We start from the raw sequence: 17239 nt of genomic DNA on the forward strand, positions 1-17239 counted from the left end.
AACCCCGGCGGCGCTCATTCCAGTCGCAGCGCCGATGCTCCGGCCCAAACCCCTTCAGGGTCGAAGTCGGGCGACGCAAAGCCGCGGCGCATGTCGCGCCTCGATGCCGAGATCGAGCGGCTGCGCCAGTCCCCGACGCCGACCGAAACCCGCTCCCGCGACCAGGGCCGCGATCGTGACTCTGACAATTTCTTCAATGGAGTAGCCTTCATGGGCATTTTCAGCCGTACCCGCGATATCATTGCCGCCAATTTCAACGACATGCTCGACAAGGCCGATGATCCGGCCAAGATGATCCGCATGATCATCCTCGAGATGGAGGAGACGCTGGTGGAAGTGCGGGCAAGTGCGGCGCGCACGATCGCGGACCAGAAGGAAATGCACCGCCACACAGTCAAGCTGGACAAGCTCCAGGCCGATTGGGCGGACAAGGCGCAGCTCGCGCTCAGCAAGGATCGCGAAGATCTCGCCCGTGCGGCGCTGGTCGAAAAGAAGAAGGCGGCCGACATGGCCGACCAGCTTAAGCAGGAGATCGCCGTGCTTGACGATGCTCTGCGAGCCTATGAGGAAGACATTCAGAAGCTGCAGCACCGCCTGCGCGAAGCCCGCAGCCGCCAGACGGCCATCGCCGCACGGCTCGAAAGCGCGGAGAACCGCGTCAAGCTGCGCACTCTGATGAGCACCGAACGCACCGACGAGGCGCTGGCGCGTTTCGACCAGCTCGAACGCCGGGTCGATTACGCCGAAGGCCGCGCCGAAGCGCTGAGCATTGCCGACCAGTCGGGCAAGCCGAGCCTGGCCGACGAGATCGCCGCACTCGAAGGCGCCGATGCGATCGATGACGAACTTGAACAGATGAAGAAGGCGCTGGGCAAAGATAGCGCCCCAGGCAAGAAATCACAGGAGGACTAAGCCGTGGAAGAAGGAATTATCGTTGCCATCGTGGTGATTGGGCTTCCCTGGCTGATCCTGCACTACATCACCCGTTGGAAAACCGCCGCAACCATCACCAGCGATGACGAAGTGCTGCTGGACGAACTTTACCAGCTTGCCCGCCGCCTCGACGAGCGGATGGACACAGTCGAGCGCCTGGTCGCCAGCGACAACCCCGATTTCCAGCCCAAGCGCCTGATGCACGACAGCGAAGTCGACAATCAGCAGCTCCGCGAACTCGAAAGCCTGATTGCCGAAAAGAAAGGAAGCGCACGATGAATAGCCCCCGCACCACGCTCTATCGCGACAAATACAATGCCAAGCTGATGGGTGTCTGCTCGGGCATCGCTGACTATACCGGCGTCAACGTCCTGTGGGTCCGGCTGGGGGCGATCGCGCTGACCTTGATGGGTGCAGCTCCGCTGGTCATACCCGGCTATTTCCTCGCTGGCATCCTGCTGAACAAGAAGCCCGCACATCTCTACGGCGACCCCGAAGAGACCAAATACTGGCAGCGTGTTCGCCAGAGCCCGAAGCGTACCGCGCGCGAAATCCGCGCCCGCTTCCGCGACGTCGATCGCCGGCTGGCCGATGTCGAGACCTATTACGTCTCGAGCAATCCGCGCCTGACCGCCGAAATCGAACGGCTTCGCTGAAACCAGATTGGGGGATTATCAAATGGGTGAACTGATACCTATCGTCGCAATTATCTTTGGATGCACCATTCCAATGGTTGCGATCTGGGCAAAGCACAAAGAAAAAGTCGCGCAGATGCAGGTCAGTGTGACTGCTGCAACTACTGCGGAGAAAGCCGCGCAATACGCCAGCCATATCCAACGGCTCGAAGATCGCGTCCAGGTGCTCGAGCGCATCGTCACCGATCGCGGTTACGACATTGCCACCCAGATCGAGGCTCTGCGTGACACGCGCCGTGTCGACGAAGGTAGCGGCGTCCCGCTCGACATCAAAACTCAGGAGCGCGCGTGATGGCAGAGATATTCACGACGTTCGCATCGATCGCCCCTATCCTGGCGGTACCGATAACTGCCATTTCCCTCGCCTGGGTTGTCAACACCTGGATCAGGGTGAAGCATGGATACCCGCTTGAAAACAGCTGGGGAAAGGCGGTCTACCCCAAGAGCACCGAGGCAGAGGAGCGCGTAAAACTGCTGACGCAGGAAAATGCCCAGCTACGCGCCGAACTCGGTTCGATGAAGGATCGCCTGGCCAATGTCGAACGGATCGTGACCGACAGCGGATACCAACTGACTCACGAAATTGACCGCCTGCGTGAAGCCCGCAGGGAAGGGGAGGTAAACTGATGGACCTCGAACTGCTTGTAATATTCGGATTCATTCTGGTCCTTTCCTCGATGGCATTTTCGATGGCGCAGAAGATCCATCGCCGTGTGGTCGACCACGAGGAGCGCAAACTGGAACTGCTGGCCCGAACAGAGGAAGCCAAGCAAGGGAGTGGCGCGACCAGCGAAGCCTACCGCAAGCTGGAGGAACGCGTCCGCGTGCTCGAACGCATTGCTACCGATGGCAGGGACGATTTGGCCCGCCAGATCGAGGAACTGCGCGATTTGCAGGAGCTTGATGCGATCGGGAGCACCCGGGAGGCGGCGCGATGAGCTGGGCCACTGCAGTCGTATTGATCGTTCTCATTTCGGCCATCGCTGGCGTGATGCGTGCACGGAGCCACGGCGGCGGAAGACTGAGACATCGCCACGGCGAAGCCCCGCCCAGCCCGCGCGAGAAAGAGCTGGAGAACGAAGTCGAAAGCCTGCGCGAACGGATCCAGGTGCTCGAGCGCATAGCTACAGACGGCAACTCGCTCGATGCCAGTGAAACACGGCGGATCGCCGCCGAAATCGAAGCCCTGCGCGACAAGTCGAGCAGCTAGAGAGCCGGAAAAGCGCCCCGGAGAGGACCCCAAAGAGGACAAAGGTCAAAGGAGGACATTAAGGACATGTTCGAACCGACGATCATCATTGCCGCCGCATCGCTGGTCGGCCTGTGCGTGACCGCATATGTGCTACTGAGAGGGTGGCAGGGCTGGCTGGCGCTCAAGCAGCGCGAGCTCGACGCGACCCCGCGCGAGATCGAAGGTGGCGTGGGCGCAAGCGCAGCCCGGATAGAGCTGGCCGACCTCAAGGAGCGGATCAAGAAGCTTGAAGCCATCGCCAGCGGAGTGGACTTGTGAGCGGCACCGGCGGCCACGCCACAACCGCCGGAATCGGTCTTGGCAGCGCCATTGCCGTCGCCATTTCGTGGAGCCTGCACAAATCGATCGTCTGGGCGGCGATCCACGGCATATTCAGCTGGTTCTATGTCATCTACTATGCCTTCACGCGTGAAGGCGGCCTGGGCGGCTAAGAGAGCCGCTGAGGCACACGCGATTTTTAAAGGTGGAATTGCAAAAATATCTGCCCATCTTCCGTTCATGCTGAGCTAGTCGAAGCATCGCACTTTCTACTAGTGAAGCGTCAGAGGCGAAGAACGGCCCTTCGACAGGCTCAGGGCGAACGGAGTTTTTGTGAGAGCACTTCCCGACATCCTTGAAGAATATGAGTTCCTTGAAGGCGACGAACGCTATCGCCTGCTGATTGAGCTGGGCCGCGAGCTCGACCCCATGCCCGATGCGCTCAAGACCGACGCCACACTGGTGCGCGGCTGTTCGGCCAGCGTATGGGTCTATCCGACCGGAGAGGGTGGGACGCTTCATTTCCTGGCAGACAGCAATGCGGCGATCACCAAGGGGATCGTCGCGCTGGTCATTTCCGCCGTGCAGGACCGGCCAGCCGCCGAGGTTGCAGAAATGGATATCACCACCGCGCTCGAGCCCTTCGATCTGAGGAACCAGCTCTCGTCTAACCGTACGCAAGGCGTACCCAACATGATCGCGCTGGTGAAGGAACATGCGGCGCGGATCGCCGCCGGCTAAGATGAAGCGGTCGGTCTATCGTGCGCTCGGCCTCGCCAGCGTAGGACTCGGCGCAATCGGCGCCGCGCTTCCGATCATGCCGACCGTGCCTTTCCTGCTGCTGGCGGTGTTCTTTTTTGCCCGCAGCAATCCGGCGTGGGAACAGAAGATCCTCGACCACCCAAACTGGGGCCCGCAGATCGCCGATTGGCGCGAGCGGCGCGTGATCCGCCGCCCGGCCAAGCTGGCCGCTATCACCGCCATGTCCGCTGGCGTGTTGTTCACATGGCTGACACTGGGCGCGCCCTGGGTGTATATTTCGCTAGCAGTGCTGGTGACCTGCGGAGGCTGGATCGCAACGCGGAATGAGTGACTCAGCGCTCCCGCGGCAGGCTTTCCGGCGTGTCCGGGAGCGATTCGAGCAGTCCCGCATCGCGCTGGGCCTTTAGTTCGGCCTTGAGCCGGACCGGATCGCGCGCAAAGACAAAGCCGAAGCTGACCCCGCCCTCCTTGCCCACTGTCGCATGGTGGAGCTTGTGGGCCTGCACCAGCCGCTTTGCATAGCCGCTCCGCGGTACCCAGCGAAAATAGCGCTGGTGGACCAGACCGTCATGCACCAGCGTGTAAATGATCCCGTAAATCAGGACGCCCAGGCCGAGCCATGTTCCCGGCCACCACGCCCCCTCCCCCAACACCATGGGCGATCCCAGCGCGAACAGGGAAATGCTCATCGCCGCGCCGACCAACGCGAAGCGATCATTCTTTTCGAAAGTATTTTGATGCGGTTCGTGATGATCGCGATGCCAGGCCCAGCCGAAGCCGTGCATGATGTATTTGTGGCTCGCCCATGCGACCCATTCCATGGTGATAACGGCGGCAATGACGATCAGGGCGGGCAGGATCCAGTCCATGCCCCGATTATAGGCTATTCGGCCTCGGGGAAAAAGAACTCGCGCAGATGCTCTCCGATCCGCGCCGGACGCAGCGTCTCGGCATCGATGCAGCACCAGCTCGATTGCACTTCGGCCAGCACTTCCTCGCCGCGCGAAATCACCGTGCGATAGAATGCGCGCGCGCCCTTGAAATGTTCGAGCACGGTCCGCGCAATCACATCGTCCTCAAGGAACGCGGGCCTGCGATAGGTAATCTCGTGCTTCAGCGCGACCCATGCCTTGCTCGCCACTTCATCCGCAGGGGCAAGTTTCCGCCAGTGGGCCAGCACAGCATCCTGAACCCAATTGAGGTAACGGGCATTGTTCACATGGCCCATGAAGTCGATATCGTCGGGGTGAACCTTGATCGGGAAAGAGAATGCAGTTGCTGACATTCTTGTCAGTTAGGCGCGAAAGGCTTGCAATTCAATGACCGTGCAATTCACGGATTTCGTATGGCTTGCGGGTGGTGCGCGATAGCCTCACGGTCTGGATCCACCGCCTGGGCGATCTCAAGATATGAAACGTCCAGGCGCCAGCCAGCCTGGAGCTATAAGCTGACCAAGATTTCCCATCTTGTCCCTCGGGTGCGGGCGGCCTAGGCGAAGTGTCATGGCAAGCAAACCCCGCACGCTTTACGAGAAAATCTGGGACTCCCACGTCGTCGAGACGCGCGACGATGGCACCAGCCTGATCTATATTGATCGTCACCTGGTTCACGAAGTGACCAGCCCGCAGGCTTTCGAGGCGCTGCGCCTCACGGGCCGCAAGGTCCGGCGGCCGGAGCTGACACTGGCCGTACCCGATCACAATCTGCCTACCACCTCGCGGCTCGACGCAGCGGGCAACCGTCTGCCCATCGCCGATCCACAAAGCGCCGCCCAGCTCGAAGCGCTGGAAACGAACGCGCCCGAGTTCGGCATCCGTTACATCGACGCAACGGCCGAGGCGCAGGGCATCGTCCATGTCGTGGGGCCCGAGCAGGGCTTTTCGCTCCCCGGTGCGACCATCGTCTGCGGGGATTCGCACACCGCCTGCCACGGCGGGCTTGGCGCATTGGCATTCGGGATCGGAACGAGCGAGGTCGAACATGTGCTTGCGACGCAGACCCTGCTGCTCAAGCAGTCGAAGAGCATGGAAGTGCGGGTCGAAGGCGAGCTTGGCCCCGGCGTCACTGCGAAGGACCTGATCCTGCACATCATCGGCGTGATCGGCGCGGCAGGCGGCACCGGACATGTGATCGAATATCGCGGCCCCGTGTTCGAAGCGATGAGCGTCGAGGAACGGCTGACCGTGTGCAATATGAGTATCGAGGGCGGCGCGCGCGCAGGTCTGATCGCGCCCGACGAAATCACATTCAACTATCTCAAGGGCCGACCCTACGCCCCCACCGGCGAGGAGTGGGACAAGGCACTCGCCTGGTGGCGCAGCCTCAGGACCGACGAAGGCGCTCGTTTCGACAAGTCGGTGGTGATCGACGCCCGCACCGTCGAGCCGACGGTTACCTGGGGCACAAGCCCTGAAGACGTGGTCCCGATCGGCGGCAACGTGCCCTCGCCCGATAGCTTCGCCGATCCGTCAAAACAGCAGGCCGCGCAGAAGAGCCTCGACTATATGGGCCTCACGCCCGGCACGGCGATGAAGGACATTCCGGTCGAAAACATCTTCATCGGTAGCTGCACCAACAGCCGGATCGAGGATTTGCGCGCTGCCGCAGCGGTCCTGAAAGGGCGCACAAAGGCACCCAATGTGCATTGGGCCATCGTCGTCCCCGGATCGGGGCTGGTAAAAGCTCAGGCCGAGAAAGAAGGGCTGGACAAGATCTTCACTGATGCCGGATTCGAATGGCGCGAGCCCGGCTGCTCCGCCTGCCTGGGCATGAACCCGGACAAGGTTCCGAGCGGCGAACGCTGCGCTTCCACCTCGAACCGCAACTTCGTCGGCCGCCAGGGCCCCGGTGCACGCACCCACCTCGTTTCGCCAGCCATGGCTGCGGCAGCGGCGGTGGCCGGAAAGCTGGCCGATGTGCGCGAGCTGGAGCAATGAAGGCGAGCTGCGTCTGCGGGCAAGTGACGGTGGAAGTGCCGCGACCGGAATATGTCAATTTCTGCGACTGCTCGCTTTGCGCGCGCGTTGGCGCGACCTGGTCCTACTACCCGGTCGCGGACGTCAGGGTGTCTGGCGAGACCAGGGCCTACACCCGCGAAGACAGGCCCGATCCGGCGATTGCGGTGCAATTCTGCCCAAGTTGCGGCAGCACCATCCGGTGGACATTGCTACCTGGCGACAAGCGCGACCTTACCGGGGTCAATATGCGCCTGTTCGATCCCGACGAATTGGCCGGGATCGAGGCACGGTTCATGGACGGTCGAAGCTGGGACGGCAAAAGCAAGGCCGGAGCGCGGCGCCCGCCTGGCGCTCTCGGCGTTGACGCGTTCTTCTGACCGCCGCGAAAATGCCATCGATACCTGCAAAGGCTTGTCATCACTCAACGCCCTCCCCAATGAGGTAATCATGACCAAGAATATCAAAGGAAAAGCTGCACTGGGCGCCGCCGCAATCGGTTCAGCCGCCATCGCCGCCGCGCTGCTCTATGCCAGCAAGCGCAAGGAAAAGAAGGCCGAAACGCCCGTGCCGCCAAGCGGCGAGAACCCGGAAACCGATTGATGGATAAAGTGTCCGAGATCGAAGGCCGCGCCTATCCCTTCGGCGCGAAGAACGTCGATACCGACGTGATCATTCCGGCGGGCTGGCTCAAGACTATCAGCCGCGAAGGCCTGGGACAGGGCGCTTTCGAAACCATCCGCGCACAGGAAGGCAATGTCTTCGATGATGAGCGCTATGCCGGATCGCCCATCCTGATCGCGGGCGACAATTTCGGCTGCGGTTCCAGCCGCGAACATGCCGCATGGGCACTGCTTGATCTGGGCATCAAGGCGGTCATTGCACCCAGCTATTCGGACATTTTTTCCGGCAATGCCTTCAAGAACGGCATCCTAACAGTGGTCCTTCCGCAAGAGCAGATTGACCGCTTGCTGGAAGTCGCCGAGGAAGAAGAAATCACGATCGATCTGGAGAACCAGACGGTTACGACGCCGTTCCAGGATCGATTCACTTTCGAGATCGACCCCTTCCGCAAGCATTGCCTGATGAACGGCCTCGATGAGATCGGCCTGACGCTCGAGCGCGGCGACGCCATCTCGAATCATGAAAAAAGCCGGGAAGAGAAACTTCCATGGCTGACCAAGGGAACGGAGAAAGCAGCATGAAGGCACTTCGCACGCACGCAATTGGCGGGCCGGATACACTTACGCTTGACGAGGTGGATGTCCCATCCCCCGGCAAGGGCGAGGTGCTGGTCGATGTGAAGGCCTGCGCGATCAATTTTCCGGATACGCTGATGATCCGCGACCTCTATCAGTTCAAGCCCGAGCGTCCCTATTCGCCGGGCGGAGAGATCGCAGGCGTAGTCGAAGCGGTTGGCGAAGGCGTCGAAGGCTTCAAGCCAGGCGACAAGGTCATGGCCGGAATTGGCAATGGCGGGCTGGCCGAAAAGGTCGTCGTTTCCGCCGGGCGCATGTTCCCCGTCCCCGATGGAGTGCCATTGGAAAAGGCCGCTTCGCTGCTCATGACCTATGGCACCACGATCCACGGGCTGAAGGACCGCGGGCACATCAAGGCTGGCGACACCGTGCTGGTGCTCGGCGCGGCTGGCGGTGTAGGTCTTTCTGCCGTTGAGCTATCCAAGGCATTCGGTGCGCGCGTGGTCGCCGCCGTTTCATCCGAGGAGAAAGGCGAAATCGCGCGCAAGGCCGGGGCCGACGAAGTCGTGATCTATCCCAAGGGCGAGATGGACAAGGATGCGTCCAAGGCGCTTGCCAACGCCTTCAAGGCGGCTTGCGGACCCGACGGCGCCAACATCGTCTATGACATTGTCGGCGGGCAATATTCGGAGCCTGCGCTGCGTTCGATCGCATGGGAAGGAAAGTTCCTCGTGGTCGGCTTCCCCGCAGGCATAGCGAAGATGCCCCTCAACCTGACCCTGCTCAAGAGCTGCGACATTTGCGGCGTCTTCTGGGGTGCCTTCACCGCGCGCGAACCTGTCAAATTCCGCCAGCAGGTGGATGAGCTGTTCCAGATGATGAAAGACGGCAAGATCGACCCGCTCGTGTCGGAAACTTTCCCGCTCGAACGCGGCGGCGATGCCATTGCAAAGCTGGAAAGCCGCCAGGCGGTGGGCAAGCTCGTCGTCACGATGGAATAACGCCGGAACTCTTCGACCATGGTCCAACAGTGCTTGTCGCGCCGCCCGACCCGGACTATCTCTGGCAAAATATCTTTTCCCAAGAGGACATAATGACCGATTTTAGAGATCGCGAGCGCGCCGAAGAGGCCAAGTTCGCCTTTGACGAGGAAAACGCTTTCAAGATCGCCGCGCGGCGCAATCGCCTGCTTGGCGAATGGGCGGCCGGTCTGATGGACCTCACCGATGAGGAAACCGATGCCTATCGCAAGGCTGTGGTGCAGGCCGATTTCGAGGAAGCGGGTGACGAGGACGTGATTCGCAAGCTTTTGGGCGATCTCACGGCCGCTGGCTGCGATGTCAGCGAAGCGGACATCCGATCCAAGCTGGACGAAAAGTCCGTCGAGGCTCGCCGCCAGTTGATGAGCGAAAGCTGAGACGACAAGGCCAGATCGGAGATTTGCCGAAATGCCCATGAGTGCCAGCGAGATCGAACGCCTCGTTACAGAGGCGCTTCCGGGCGCCCGGATCGAACTCACCGATCTTGCAGGGGATGACGATCATTGGGCCGCCAAAGTCACTGCACCGCAGTTCACCGGCAAGTCCCGCGTTCAGCAGCACAAGCTCGTCTATGACGCGCTGGGCGGCCGGATGGGCGGCGCACTCCACGCCTTGCAACTGACCACGGCGGTTCCCACCTAGGCCCCAGCAAGTCATTCAATCAGGTTCACAAGCCCATGTCCGATATCAACTCCCGTCTTTCCTCCATCGTCGGTGACAACGACGTCGTGCTGTTCATGAAGGGCACTCCGCTCTTCCCGCAATGCGGCTTCTCCAGCCGCGCGGTGGCGATCCTCGACCATTGCGGCATCGCTTATGAAAGCGTGGACGTGCTGCAGGACATGGAAGTCCGCCAGGGGATCAAGGAGTTCTCTGACTGGCCAACGATTCCGCAGCTCTACGTGAAGGGCGAGTTCGTCGGCGGCAGCGACATCATGATGGAGATGTTCGAAGCTGGCGAGCTCCAGCAGATGCTTGACGAAAAGCAGGTCGCCAAAGCGTGATTTTCTCGCCCTACCGCTTCGCTGCCTGAGGGCGGTTTTGATTTAGTCCCTCAAGCGCCGGGCGAGCGCGATCTTGCCATCCAACAAAAAACCGCCCCGGGGTACCGATGGGGCGGTTTTTCGTATTCGGGGAGGTGGAACCGGGAGACCAGGAAGGCCCCACCTCATTTTCGAAGACTGCTAGGTCTGCCCAATTCTCTGCATGCACCGTGCCAAAACCGGCCGTATCAGCAATTCTGCGGGACTTGATGGTTAACGCAATTTCACGCCCCGCCGATTTGTAAGCTTTCCCGACACCTTCCGTCCATTCGCAGTTGGCATTCATCTCCGCTACCGGCACAAGACCAGCGATGAACGATACTCAGCCAGTTTCCCGCGAAGGCATCCCCGCCGCCACCGTTGTGATTTTCCGCAATGGCGAGGATGGCCAGCCTCCCGAACTCCTCATGACGATCCGTTCGAAAACCATGGTTTTTGCAGGCGGAATGGCGGTGTTTCCCGGCGGCAAGGTCGATCCCCAGGACTATACGCTGGGTGAGCAGTTTGGTGGAGAACTCGATGTTGACGAGGCTGCGCACCAAATCGCGGTAATCCGCGAAACGCTGGAAGAAACCGGGCTCGCAATCGGCCTCTCAGGCGAGATCGACGCCGAAAGGGCGCATGCGGCCCGCGCACGCCTGCTCGAACTGGGGACTTTCGCTCCCGTGCTGGAGGAGTTTGGCTGGACGCCGGATCTTTCGCAGCTCACCCCTTTCGCACGCTGGTTCCCAAGGAACGAGCGCATTCCGCGAGTGTACGATACGCGCTTCTACCTCGCCAACCTTGGCACCGGTGCAGTCGATGTCGAGGCTGACCTGTCGGAAAACACCCACCTGTTCTGGACTACTGCGCAAGGTGCGCTCAATGCGGCAGCCAAGGGTGACATCAAGGTGATCTTTCCGACGCGCCGCAATCTCGAGCGGCTGGCGCAATTCACCAGTTATGACGAAGCGCGCGCCCATGCGGTGGCTCTCCCGGTGCGGATCGTCTCACCGCATATCGAGGAGCGCGAGGGCAGGCCCTGGCTCTGCATCGGCGAGGACCACGGTTATCCGGTCACCGGCGAGCCGCTGGATAATGTAACGCGGGGGTAGGCTGAAAGCCTCGGACCCAATGGGTCCGCAAGGGCGACCGCCCGCCCGCAGCGAAGCGACCGCAAGGTCGCGTGAGCGAGGAAAGCCAAGCGAACGGATGTGAGCGCCGGCGCTTGAGGACAAGGAATAGAATATCTGGCGCGCCCGGCAGGACTGCCCTCGCCCGCTCGTAATCAAGCATCGCAAGGGTAGCGTAAATAGGGTCGCGGGCTCGTTCATCTCCGCACCCTGCGGGTGCTCCGATTCCGAACCTATGGCGGTTCGAGTGCGTCGAACCATCAGCCACCACAACACCCCTTCGGGATATTGTGGTGCGTGGCGCGCCCGGCAGGACTCGAACCTGCTGCCTCAAGATTAGAAGTCTCGCGCTCTATCCAGATGAGCTACGGGCGCGCGCAGGTGCGCATTAGCGCGCTTTCCCGCGCGTTCAAATGGAGATAGTCAGCTTCGCGATGGAAAACTCGCACAGCACACCGCCCGTCCATACCAGCACGGCACCGGTCAGCTTCCGCTATTACGATCTGGTCATGGCGGCCTTTGTCGCAATCCTGTTGCTGTCAAACATCATCGGTGCTTCGAAACCCAGCTATATCCCGCTGCCCGGCGGCGAGAGCTGGATCTTCGGAGCGGGCGTGCTGTTCTTTCCGATCAGTTACATCATCGGCGACGTGCTGACGGAGGTTTATGGCTATGCCCGCGCGCGGCGCGTGATCTGGACCGGCTTTGCCGCCCTCGCCTTCATGGCTTTCATGGCCTGGGTCGTGGTCAAACTTCCGCCTGCCGATGGATGGCCGCATCAGGGTGCATATGAGGCGGTATTCGGAAACAGTTGGCGCATCGTCATCGCCAGCATGACCGCCTTCTGGGTCGGCGAATTCGCCAATTCCTATGTCCTGGCGCGGATGAAGGTCTGGACCGACGGTCGCTTCCTGTGGATGCGCACGATCAGCTCCACAATCGTCGGGCAAGGCCTCGACAGCATGATCTTCTATCCGCTGGCCTTTTACGGGTTGGCCGGCTGGCCGCCCGAAACGCTGCTGCAAGTCGTCATCTCGCAATGGATCATCAAGACCATCTGGGAAGCCGTGCTGACGCCGGTGACTTATCTGGTCGTCAACACACTCAAGCGACGCGAGGGAGTGGACCTCTACGATACCGAGACCGATTTCTCGCCCTTCGCCACCCAGGCCCTGAAGGATTAGTCCCCCACGCCGTGCCATTCGTCATCGGGCACGATGCGGACGGCATGTTTCAGCCCCAGCCAGTCTGACAGCAGCGCCATATCCTTCTCGGTCGGCAGTCCGAACAGATCGGCATGGCTGGCTTGCAGGCTCAGCACCAGCTTGCCCGCCTCCTTGTCAATCCGGCTGACATGAAGCGAACGGCGCGAGCGTGCCCCGATCCGCCTTGCCAGCCGCGTCGCCAGCCCCCAGCCCATCGCTTCCTTGAGCGATTCCTCATCCGCCAGCTCACGCAATTCCTTTGGTAGATCGAGATGGTTGCCATTCGCCGCCAACGTTGCTGCGAGCATTGCTCTGCCCCGTGCGTCGAGCGCCATCCAGCGCTTGTGCAGTGCCCAATCGGTTCCCTGATTGAGGCGCAGGTTCGGCTCGATCTGCATCGACGCGAGCGACAGCAGGATCGCGGCGAGCCGCAGGCGTTCCTCACCATTTCCGCCCGGCGGGATCGCATCGACCGTCCACCCGGCGATCCGGGTTGCCAATTGCGGCGGCACGCCTCGCTGCGCGGCAAAGACCGTTATGCCTGCCAGCAGCGGATCCTGCATCTTCTGATGTGGCGGCAACCGGTCGTAGAGCAGCCCTTCGCGCAGTCCCCACGACGAAAAGACGATCTGCGCCGGATCCAACCGCTTGAGCAGTGCCTGAAGCAGCACCGCAGCGTCGGGCATGGTTTCGGAACGCATGGAGGAGATGCGCTCGATTGCGCGCAGATCCGCCGGGCGGCTTGAAGCCAGCCGCCGCGCCAGCTTCATCGCCTCTTTCGGAGAGAGGGTGAAACCATGCGGGTCGGTCAGCGGGTAATCGCGTGCTTCCATCGCATAGACCGCCATCGCGCGCCAAGTGCCGCCGACGAGGTAAAGCGGAGCATCGATCGGCTTGCCCCAGCCGCCCTTCTTCAGCACCTTCTCCAGCCGTTTGCGCGTATCGGCCTGCTTGTCCTGGCGGTACTCGACCAAGCGCAAGGTGCCGAGTGGCAGCGAGACCGGATGGCCGGTTTCGTCATCAGAGACTTCCACAAGTTCCAGGCTGCCGCCGCCAAGGTCGGCCACCACGCCTGCCGCGCCCGGAAAGGCGCCGATCACACCATGCGCCGAGAGACAGGCTTCCTCCTCGCCCGTGATCACGCGCGGCGAAAGGCCCAGTGCATCCACTTCCTCGACGAATGCCGGCCCGTTCTTCGCTTCACGCACTGCAGCCGTTGCAACGGTCTCGACATCTTCGACCTCGAGGTCTTCGAGCAGCAAGCGAAAACGCCTCAGGCCGCGCAGCGCCAGCTCGACAGAGTCTTCGGGCATCAGCCCGGTTTGCGAGATCTCCCGTCCCAGCCGGGCCGCTACCTTCTCGTTATAGAGGACCGTCGGTGCGCGTAGCGATCCGCCATAAACGACCATGCGGACAGTGTTCGAACCGATATCGATAATCGCGCGCTCGGCCTTGCTGCCTGAGAAGGATCCCGCCCTGTCGGCCCTGCTCGCGCGTATCGTCATGCAGTGTCTGACCCCGTTCCACCCTTGCGTAGGGCCAGCCGCGGCGCGGCATCCGCTTCAAGCGCGGCCCCACGTCCCGACAGTGACGGATTGGTCATGAAATAGCGATGGCAGTTGAACGGCTTGTCCCCCGGCTCTGTACGCGAATATGTGCCATCGGGTGCCAGGTCCCAGCTCTGCTCGGTATCGATGACATTGGCCAGCAGCACTTCCTGCAGCACCTGGTCATGCACGGTGCGGTTCTTGATCGGTATCAGCGCCTCAACCCGGCGGTCGAGATTCCTCTCCATCAGGTCGGCGGAGGAAATATAGACCGCCGCATCCGCGCTCGGCATCTCCTTGCCATTGGCGAAGGCATAGATCCGGCCATGCTCCAGAAAGCGCCCGATTATCGATTTCACCCGGATGTTGTCGCTGAGACCGGGTAAACCCGGTTTGAGGCAGCAGATTCCGCGCACGACAAGCTCGATCTCGACCCCGGCCTGGCTCGCTTCATAGAGCCGATCGATCATTCCCTTTTCTGTGATCTGGTTGCACTTGATCCAGATCGCCGCGGGCAGCCCCGCCTGCGCATTGGCGATTTCGCGGTCGATATTGCGATAGAGTGCTTCGCGCAGGCCGATTGGCGCGACGGCAAGCAGCTCCAACTGCGGTTCAACATAGCCGGTAACGAAATTGAACAGCTTTGCGGCATCGCGCCCGAACTTGGGTTTGGCGGTGAAGAAGCTGAGATCGGTGTAGGTGCGCGCCGTCACCGGGTGGTAATTGCCGGTACCAAAGTGGCAATAGGTGCGGAATCCATCCTCCTCGCGCCGCACCACCATTGCAACCTTGGCATGCGTCTTCCAGTCCAGGAATCCATAGATCACCTGTACGCCTGCCCGCTCAAGCTGGCTCGCCCACATCAGGTTCTGCTCTTCATCGAAACGCGCCTTGAGCTCGACCACGGCGGTAACGGATTTGCCCTCTTCCGCCGCTGCGATCAGCGCGTTGATTACCGCCGACTGGCTGCCCGCGCGGTAGAGCGTCTGCTTGATCGCCACCACATCGGGATCGGCCGCGGCCTGACGGATAAAATCGACCACCACCTCGAAGCTCTCATAGGGGTGGTGGATCACGATATCCTTCTCGCGAATGGCGGAGAAGCAATCGCCATCATGTTGAAGGATGCGTTCGGGATAGCGCGGCGTGTAATCCTCGAACTTGAGGTCGGGGCGGTCTTCCTCCGCGACTTCCGTCAGCCCGTCTATACCGATGATACCATCGGTCTTGATGACCACCGCTTCATTCACACCAAGATGTTCGAGCAGCATCTGCTCTGCGTCAGGTTCAAAGTCCTCCTCCAGCTCGAGCTGGATCACGCGGCCCCGGCGGCGGCGCTGGATCGCACTGCGGAAGGTGCGCACCAGATCCTCAGCCTCTTCCTCGATCTCGATGTCGCTGTCGCGCAAGACGCGGAAAAGCCCGTCGCCCTTGATGGAGAAGCCCGGGAACAGGTGATCGGCGAAGCGGGTGATGAGGCTTGCGATGCTGACATAAATCGCCTCTGAGCCCGGCACCCGGACGAAGCGTGGCAGTGCCGAGGGGATCAGCACCATCTCCATGATCTTCTCCCGGTCGGAATCGCGCACAAGCGAGAACAGCAGTCCCATTCCCTCGTTGGCGACGAAGGGGAACGGGTGCGCCGGGTCGAGCGCTTGCGGCGTGATGACCGGGAGAATTTCCTCCAGGAAGAACTCGCGCAACCAGGCATATGCCTCTTCGGACACGCGGCGCTCATCGGCGATGTGGATGCCCGCATCGGCCAGCTGGACGCGCAGGTCCCGCCAGATGTCCTGCTGCCGCGCGGTGATCGCCACAAGCCGTTCGCGGATAGCAGCAAGTTGCTGTGTCGGAGTCCGCTGGTCGATCGATTGCGGGCCGATCCCCCGCTGCACCTGGCCAACCAGCCCGGCGACGCGGATCATGATGAACTCGTCGAGATTGCTGCCCGAGATGGACAGGAAGCGCAGCCGCTCAAGCAGTGGATAGTTTGCGTTGCAGCCTTCGGCCAGCACGCGCTCGTTAAACGCCAGCCAGCTCAGCTCGCGATTGAAATAGGGTGCCACCTCTTCGAGAGGCTGCTCATTGTCATTAGTGATCGGATGGCTGCTCATCGTGCTGCTGACACCTGAAAATTGGGACTGATCCGCGCCATATTCCGCCAAATTGGCTTTTTACATCGCACCGCGTGGCCTGTCACATGCTTGTCGCGCAGAAGGGCAAGCCTCTCGCCGATCAAACCAGCGAACTGCTGTCCGCAATTTCGGTAATGCCACGCTTGCCCACGCCATCGCGGCCCAGCTGAACGATCACGTCGATCACCGATGCGGCATAGGCGATAGTGTCGCTCCGCGTCAGGCCGATGCCGGTCTGCATAACCATCAGCGACAATTGCTCCAGCGCACCGCGCAACGAATTGGCGTGAATGGTCGAGAAACTGCCCGGATGGCCGGTGTTGATCGCGCGCAGGAACGATACGCTCTCCGCCCCGCGCAATTCGCCCAGCACGATCCGGTCGGGCCGCAAACGCAGCGCAGCCTGCAACAGTTCGTTGGCGGTCACCTTGGCTTCCCCCAACTCGCCCTTCACCGCCACCAGGCCGACACCGTTTTCACCGGGCAATTTGAGCTCGGGCGTATCCTCCACCAGCACCACTCGCTCCTGACGCGGGATTTCCTGCAACATGGCGTTGAGGAAAGTCGTCTTACCGGTGCTGGTGCCACCTGAAATCAGGATCGTCTTGCGCTGGCGGATCGCCTCGCGAAGGTAGGCAATCGGCTGCACCTGCGGGTCGGGCATGGACGGGGCATCGGGTTTGCCAAGCGGTCCGGCATCATAGGCGTCGAGCGGCAGATCGAGCCGCCGGTGGCGCCTGATCGCCATGGTCCAGTGCTTGCGTGAAGCGGGCGGGCCGCAAAACTGCACACGCGCGCCGTCAGGCAAGGTCGCGCCCAGCAACGGATGCTCGCGGTTGATGCCCTGGTGGCTCACACGGGCGACCTGCTCTGCCAGGCGCTGAACCAGCCGATCGTCTATCTCCGGCGTCTTGATCCGCTTCATCCCCGGATCGCTAGCATCTTCGATCCAGACCTCACCGGGGCGGTTGACCATGATTTCAGTCACCGTATCGCGATCGAGCCATTGCCGGAACGGCGCGAGATAGGCGTCGAGATAGACGCTGCGCTCGCCCGCAGGCACGCCGTCATGGGGCAAGGGATGGATATCCGCGCTCATCGCCC

26 protein-coding genes and 1 tRNA gene are annotated in these 17239 nt (G+C 61.5%); 21 read left to right on the forward strand and 6 right to left on the reverse strand.

What is annotated here, in order from left to right:
- Positions 1–90: 90 nt before the first annotated feature.
- The 11 genes from pspA (at position 91) to ACQY6C_RS00645 (ending at position 4231) form a co-directional block, all read left to right on the forward strand.
- Positions 91–912 (forward strand): phage shock protein PspA, encoded by an 822-nt coding sequence (pspA, locus tag ACQY6C_RS00595; RefSeq protein WP_427963560.1) that lies wholly within the window; start codon positions 91–93, stop codon positions 910–912.
- A gap of 3 nt (positions 913–915) precedes the next feature.
- On the forward strand, positions 916–1212 hold the full coding sequence (pspB, locus tag ACQY6C_RS00600; RefSeq protein ID WP_427963562.1) for an envelope stress response membrane protein PspB: 297 nt from the start codon (positions 916–918) through the stop codon (positions 1210–1212).
- Positions 1209–1589, forward strand: coding sequence for an envelope stress response membrane protein PspC (pspC, locus tag ACQY6C_RS00605; RefSeq protein ID WP_427963564.1), 381 nt, complete (start codon positions 1209–1211; stop codon positions 1587–1589). Before pspB ends, pspC begins: the two co-directional genes overlap by 4 nt.
- A gap of 22 nt (positions 1590–1611) precedes the next feature.
- Positions 1612–1920 (forward strand): hypothetical protein, encoded by a 309-nt coding sequence (locus tag ACQY6C_RS00610; RefSeq protein ID WP_427963566.1) that lies wholly within the window; start codon positions 1612–1614, stop codon positions 1918–1920.
- Positions 1920–2255, forward strand: a complete 336-nt coding sequence (locus tag ACQY6C_RS00615; protein ID WP_427963567.1) for a hypothetical protein — start codon at positions 1920–1922, stop codon at positions 2253–2255. The genes ACQY6C_RS00610 and ACQY6C_RS00615 overlap by 1 nt, the downstream gene beginning before the upstream one ends.
- Complete coding sequence (locus tag ACQY6C_RS00620; RefSeq protein WP_427963569.1) at positions 2255–2566, forward strand: hypothetical protein; 312 nt, start codon at positions 2255–2257, stop codon at positions 2564–2566. The genes ACQY6C_RS00615 and ACQY6C_RS00620 overlap by 1 nt, the downstream gene beginning before the upstream one ends.
- Positions 2563–2838: a hypothetical protein gene (locus ACQY6C_RS00625; protein WP_427963571.1), complete on the forward strand. Its 276-nt coding sequence runs from the start codon at positions 2563–2565 to the stop codon at positions 2836–2838. The genes ACQY6C_RS00620 and ACQY6C_RS00625 overlap by 4 nt, the downstream gene beginning before the upstream one ends.
- A 66-nt stretch (positions 2839–2904) precedes the next feature.
- The gene (locus ACQY6C_RS00630; protein ID WP_427963573.1) at positions 2905–3138 is read left to right on the forward strand and encodes a hypothetical protein; all 234 of its coding nucleotides are present in this window, start codon (positions 2905–2907) and stop codon (positions 3136–3138) included.
- A complete protein-coding gene (locus ACQY6C_RS00635; protein WP_427963574.1) occupies positions 3135–3311 on the forward strand; it encodes a hypothetical protein in 177 nt (58 codons plus the stop codon). Before ACQY6C_RS00630 ends, ACQY6C_RS00635 begins: the two co-directional genes overlap by 4 nt.
- Positions 3312–3471: 160 nt before the next feature.
- Positions 3472–3879, forward strand: coding sequence for a SufE family protein (locus ACQY6C_RS00640; protein WP_427963576.1), 408 nt, complete (start codon positions 3472–3474; stop codon positions 3877–3879).
- Position 3880: 1 nt separating this feature from the next.
- The gene (locus ACQY6C_RS00645) at positions 3881–4231 is read left to right on the forward strand and encodes a YbaN family protein (RefSeq protein ID WP_427963578.1); all 351 of its coding nucleotides are present in this window, start codon (positions 3881–3883) and stop codon (positions 4229–4231) included.
- Between the two features lies 1 nt (position 4232).
- Here ACQY6C_RS00645 and ACQY6C_RS00650 read toward each other — a convergent pair whose 3' ends face one another.
- The gene (locus ACQY6C_RS00650; RefSeq protein WP_427963580.1) at positions 4233–4769 is read right to left on the reverse strand and encodes a sterol desaturase family protein; all 537 of its coding nucleotides are present in this window, start codon (positions 4767–4769) and stop codon (positions 4233–4235) included.
- Positions 4770–4783: 14 nt separating this feature from the next.
- Positions 4784–5185, reverse strand: coding sequence for an acyl-CoA thioesterase (locus tag ACQY6C_RS00655; protein WP_427963582.1), 402 nt, complete (start codon positions 5183–5185; stop codon positions 4784–4786).
- Positions 5186–5402: 217 nt separating this feature from the next.
- Here ACQY6C_RS00655 and leuC point away from each other — a divergent pair, with 217 nt between their 5' ends.
- From leuC to ACQY6C_RS00700, 9 genes are all read left to right on the forward strand, one after another.
- Positions 5403–6836, forward strand: coding sequence for a 3-isopropylmalate dehydratase large subunit (gene leuC, locus ACQY6C_RS00660; protein ID WP_427963583.1), 1434 nt, complete (start codon positions 5403–5405; stop codon positions 6834–6836).
- A complete protein-coding gene (locus ACQY6C_RS00665) occupies positions 6833–7234 on the forward strand; it encodes a GFA family protein (RefSeq protein WP_427963585.1) in 402 nt (133 codons plus the stop codon). Before leuC ends, ACQY6C_RS00665 begins: the two co-directional genes overlap by 4 nt.
- Positions 7235–7304: 70 nt before the next feature.
- Complete coding sequence (locus ACQY6C_RS00670) at positions 7305–7457, forward strand: isopropylmalate isomerase (protein WP_427963587.1); 153 nt, start codon at positions 7305–7307, stop codon at positions 7455–7457.
- Positions 7457–8059: a 3-isopropylmalate dehydratase small subunit gene (gene leuD, locus ACQY6C_RS00675; protein WP_427963589.1), complete on the forward strand. Its 603-nt coding sequence runs from the start codon at positions 7457–7459 to the stop codon at positions 8057–8059. The genes ACQY6C_RS00670 and leuD overlap by 1 nt, the downstream gene beginning before the upstream one ends.
- On the forward strand, positions 8056–9054 hold the full coding sequence (locus ACQY6C_RS00680; RefSeq protein WP_427963591.1) for an NADPH:quinone oxidoreductase family protein: 999 nt from the start codon (positions 8056–8058) through the stop codon (positions 9052–9054). The genes leuD and ACQY6C_RS00680 overlap by 4 nt, the downstream gene beginning before the upstream one ends.
- Positions 9055–9146: 92 nt before the next feature.
- On the forward strand, positions 9147–9470 hold the full coding sequence (locus ACQY6C_RS00685) for a DUF1476 domain-containing protein (RefSeq protein WP_427963593.1): 324 nt from the start codon (positions 9147–9149) through the stop codon (positions 9468–9470).
- A 31-nt stretch (positions 9471–9501) separates the two neighbouring features.
- Positions 9502–9735, forward strand: coding sequence for a BolA/IbaG family iron-sulfur metabolism protein (locus ACQY6C_RS00690; protein ID WP_427963595.1), 234 nt, complete (start codon positions 9502–9504; stop codon positions 9733–9735).
- A gap of 35 nt (positions 9736–9770) precedes the next feature.
- A complete protein-coding gene (gene grxD / locus ACQY6C_RS00695) occupies positions 9771–10097 on the forward strand; it encodes a Grx4 family monothiol glutaredoxin (RefSeq protein WP_427963597.1) in 327 nt (108 codons plus the stop codon).
- 350 nt (positions 10098–10447) lie between these two features.
- Positions 10448–11230 (forward strand): NUDIX hydrolase, encoded by a 783-nt coding sequence (locus tag ACQY6C_RS00700; protein WP_427963599.1) that lies wholly within the window; start codon positions 10448–10450, stop codon positions 11228–11230.
- A gap of 316 nt (positions 11231–11546) precedes the next feature.
- Here the strand turns inward: ACQY6C_RS00700 and ACQY6C_RS00705 are convergent.
- Positions 11547–11623 (reverse strand) — tRNA-Arg (locus ACQY6C_RS00705).
- Between the two features lie 59 nt (positions 11624–11682).
- Between ACQY6C_RS00705 and ACQY6C_RS00710 the strand changes: the two genes are divergently transcribed.
- The gene (locus ACQY6C_RS00710; protein WP_427963687.1) at positions 11683–12432 is read left to right on the forward strand and encodes a queuosine precursor transporter; all 750 of its coding nucleotides are present in this window, start codon (positions 11683–11685) and stop codon (positions 12430–12432) included.
- Here the strand turns inward: ACQY6C_RS00710 and ACQY6C_RS00715 are convergent.
- The 3 genes from ACQY6C_RS00715 to virB11 all read right to left on the reverse strand — a co-directional run bounded on the left by ACQY6C_RS00715 (position 12429) and on the right by virB11 (position 17234).
- Entirely contained in the window at positions 12429–13958 is a 1530-nt protein-coding gene (locus tag ACQY6C_RS00715; protein WP_427963600.1) for a Ppx/GppA family phosphatase, read from the reverse strand. The two genes, ACQY6C_RS00710 and ACQY6C_RS00715, sit on opposite strands and share 4 nt — an antisense overlap.
- Positions 13955–16114: an RNA degradosome polyphosphate kinase gene (locus ACQY6C_RS00720; RefSeq protein ID WP_427963602.1), complete on the reverse strand. Its 2160-nt coding sequence runs from the start codon at positions 16112–16114 to the stop codon at positions 13955–13957. The genes ACQY6C_RS00715 and ACQY6C_RS00720 overlap by 4 nt, the downstream gene beginning before the upstream one ends.
- A gap of 121 nt (positions 16115–16235) precedes the next feature.
- The gene (gene virB11 / locus ACQY6C_RS00725; protein WP_427963604.1) at positions 16236–17234 is read right to left on the reverse strand and encodes a P-type DNA transfer ATPase VirB11; all 999 of its coding nucleotides are present in this window, start codon (positions 17232–17234) and stop codon (positions 16236–16238) included.
- Positions 17235–17239: the final 5 nt, after the last annotated feature.

Origin of the sequence: Altererythrobacter sp. (assembly GCF_050299635.1) — a bacterium.
Classification (GTDB): domain Bacteria; phylum Pseudomonadota; class Alphaproteobacteria; order Sphingomonadales; family Sphingomonadaceae; genus Erythrobacter.

Excerpts from the sequence above, each read along its gene's own strand:
- pspA (WP_427963560.1), top strand. The coding sequence starts at position 91 with ATGTCGCGCCTCGATGCCGAGATCGAGCGGCTGCGCCAGTCCCCGACG.
- pspC (WP_427963564.1), top strand. The coding sequence starts at position 1,209 with ATGAATAGCCCCCGCACCACGCTCTATCGCGACAAATACAATGCCAAG.
- ACQY6C_RS00610 (WP_427963566.1), top strand. The coding sequence starts at position 1,612 with ATGGGTGAACTGATACCTATCGTCGCAATTATCTTTGGATGCACCATT.
- ACQY6C_RS00615 (WP_427963567.1), top strand. The coding sequence starts at position 1,920 with ATGGCAGAGATATTCACGACGTTCGCATCGATCGCCCCTATCCTGGCG.
- ACQY6C_RS00620 (WP_427963569.1), top strand. The coding sequence starts at position 2,255 with ATGGACCTCGAACTGCTTGTAATATTCGGATTCATTCTGGTCCTTTCC.
- ACQY6C_RS00625 (WP_427963571.1), top strand. The coding sequence starts at position 2,563 with ATGAGCTGGGCCACTGCAGTCGTATTGATCGTTCTCATTTCGGCCATC.
- ACQY6C_RS00630 (WP_427963573.1), top strand. The coding sequence starts at position 2,905 with ATGTTCGAACCGACGATCATCATTGCCGCCGCATCGCTGGTCGGCCTG.
- ACQY6C_RS00645 (WP_427963578.1), top strand. The coding sequence starts at position 3,881 with ATGAAGCGGTCGGTCTATCGTGCGCTCGGCCTCGCCAGCGTAGGACTC.
- ACQY6C_RS00650 (WP_427963580.1), bottom strand. The coding sequence starts at position 4,769 with ATGGACTGGATCCTGCCCGCCCTGATCGTCATTGCCGCCGTTATCACC.
- ACQY6C_RS00655 (WP_427963582.1), bottom strand. The coding sequence starts at position 5,185 with ATGTCAGCAACTGCATTCTCTTTCCCGATCAAGGTTCACCCCGACGAT.
- leuC (WP_427963583.1), top strand. The coding sequence starts at position 5,403 with ATGGCAAGCAAACCCCGCACGCTTTACGAGAAAATCTGGGACTCCCAC.
- ACQY6C_RS00665 (WP_427963585.1), top strand. The coding sequence starts at position 6,833 with ATGAAGGCGAGCTGCGTCTGCGGGCAAGTGACGGTGGAAGTGCCGCGA.
- ACQY6C_RS00670 (WP_427963587.1), top strand. The coding sequence starts at position 7,305 with ATGACCAAGAATATCAAAGGAAAAGCTGCACTGGGCGCCGCCGCAATC.
- leuD (WP_427963589.1), top strand. The coding sequence starts at position 7,457 with ATGGATAAAGTGTCCGAGATCGAAGGCCGCGCCTATCCCTTCGGCGCG.
- ACQY6C_RS00680 (WP_427963591.1), top strand. The coding sequence starts at position 8,056 with ATGAAGGCACTTCGCACGCACGCAATTGGCGGGCCGGATACACTTACG.
- ACQY6C_RS00685 (WP_427963593.1), top strand. The coding sequence starts at position 9,147 with ATGACCGATTTTAGAGATCGCGAGCGCGCCGAAGAGGCCAAGTTCGCC.
- ACQY6C_RS00690 (WP_427963595.1), top strand. The coding sequence starts at position 9,502 with ATGCCCATGAGTGCCAGCGAGATCGAACGCCTCGTTACAGAGGCGCTT.
- grxD (WP_427963597.1), top strand. The coding sequence starts at position 9,771 with ATGTCCGATATCAACTCCCGTCTTTCCTCCATCGTCGGTGACAACGAC.
- ACQY6C_RS00700 (WP_427963599.1), top strand. The coding sequence starts at position 10,448 with ATGAACGATACTCAGCCAGTTTCCCGCGAAGGCATCCCCGCCGCCACC.
- ACQY6C_RS00710 (WP_427963687.1), top strand. The coding sequence starts at position 11,683 with ATGGAAAACTCGCACAGCACACCGCCCGTCCATACCAGCACGGCACCG.
- ACQY6C_RS00715 (WP_427963600.1), bottom strand. The coding sequence starts at position 13,958 with ATGACGATACGCGCGAGCAGGGCCGACAGGGCGGGATCCTTCTCAGGC.
- ACQY6C_RS00720 (WP_427963602.1), bottom strand. The coding sequence starts at position 16,114 with ATGAGCAGCCATCCGATCACTAATGACAATGAGCAGCCTCTCGAAGAG.
- virB11 (WP_427963604.1), bottom strand. The coding sequence starts at position 17,234 with ATGAGCGCGGATATCCATCCCTTGCCCCATGACGGCGTGCCTGCGGGC.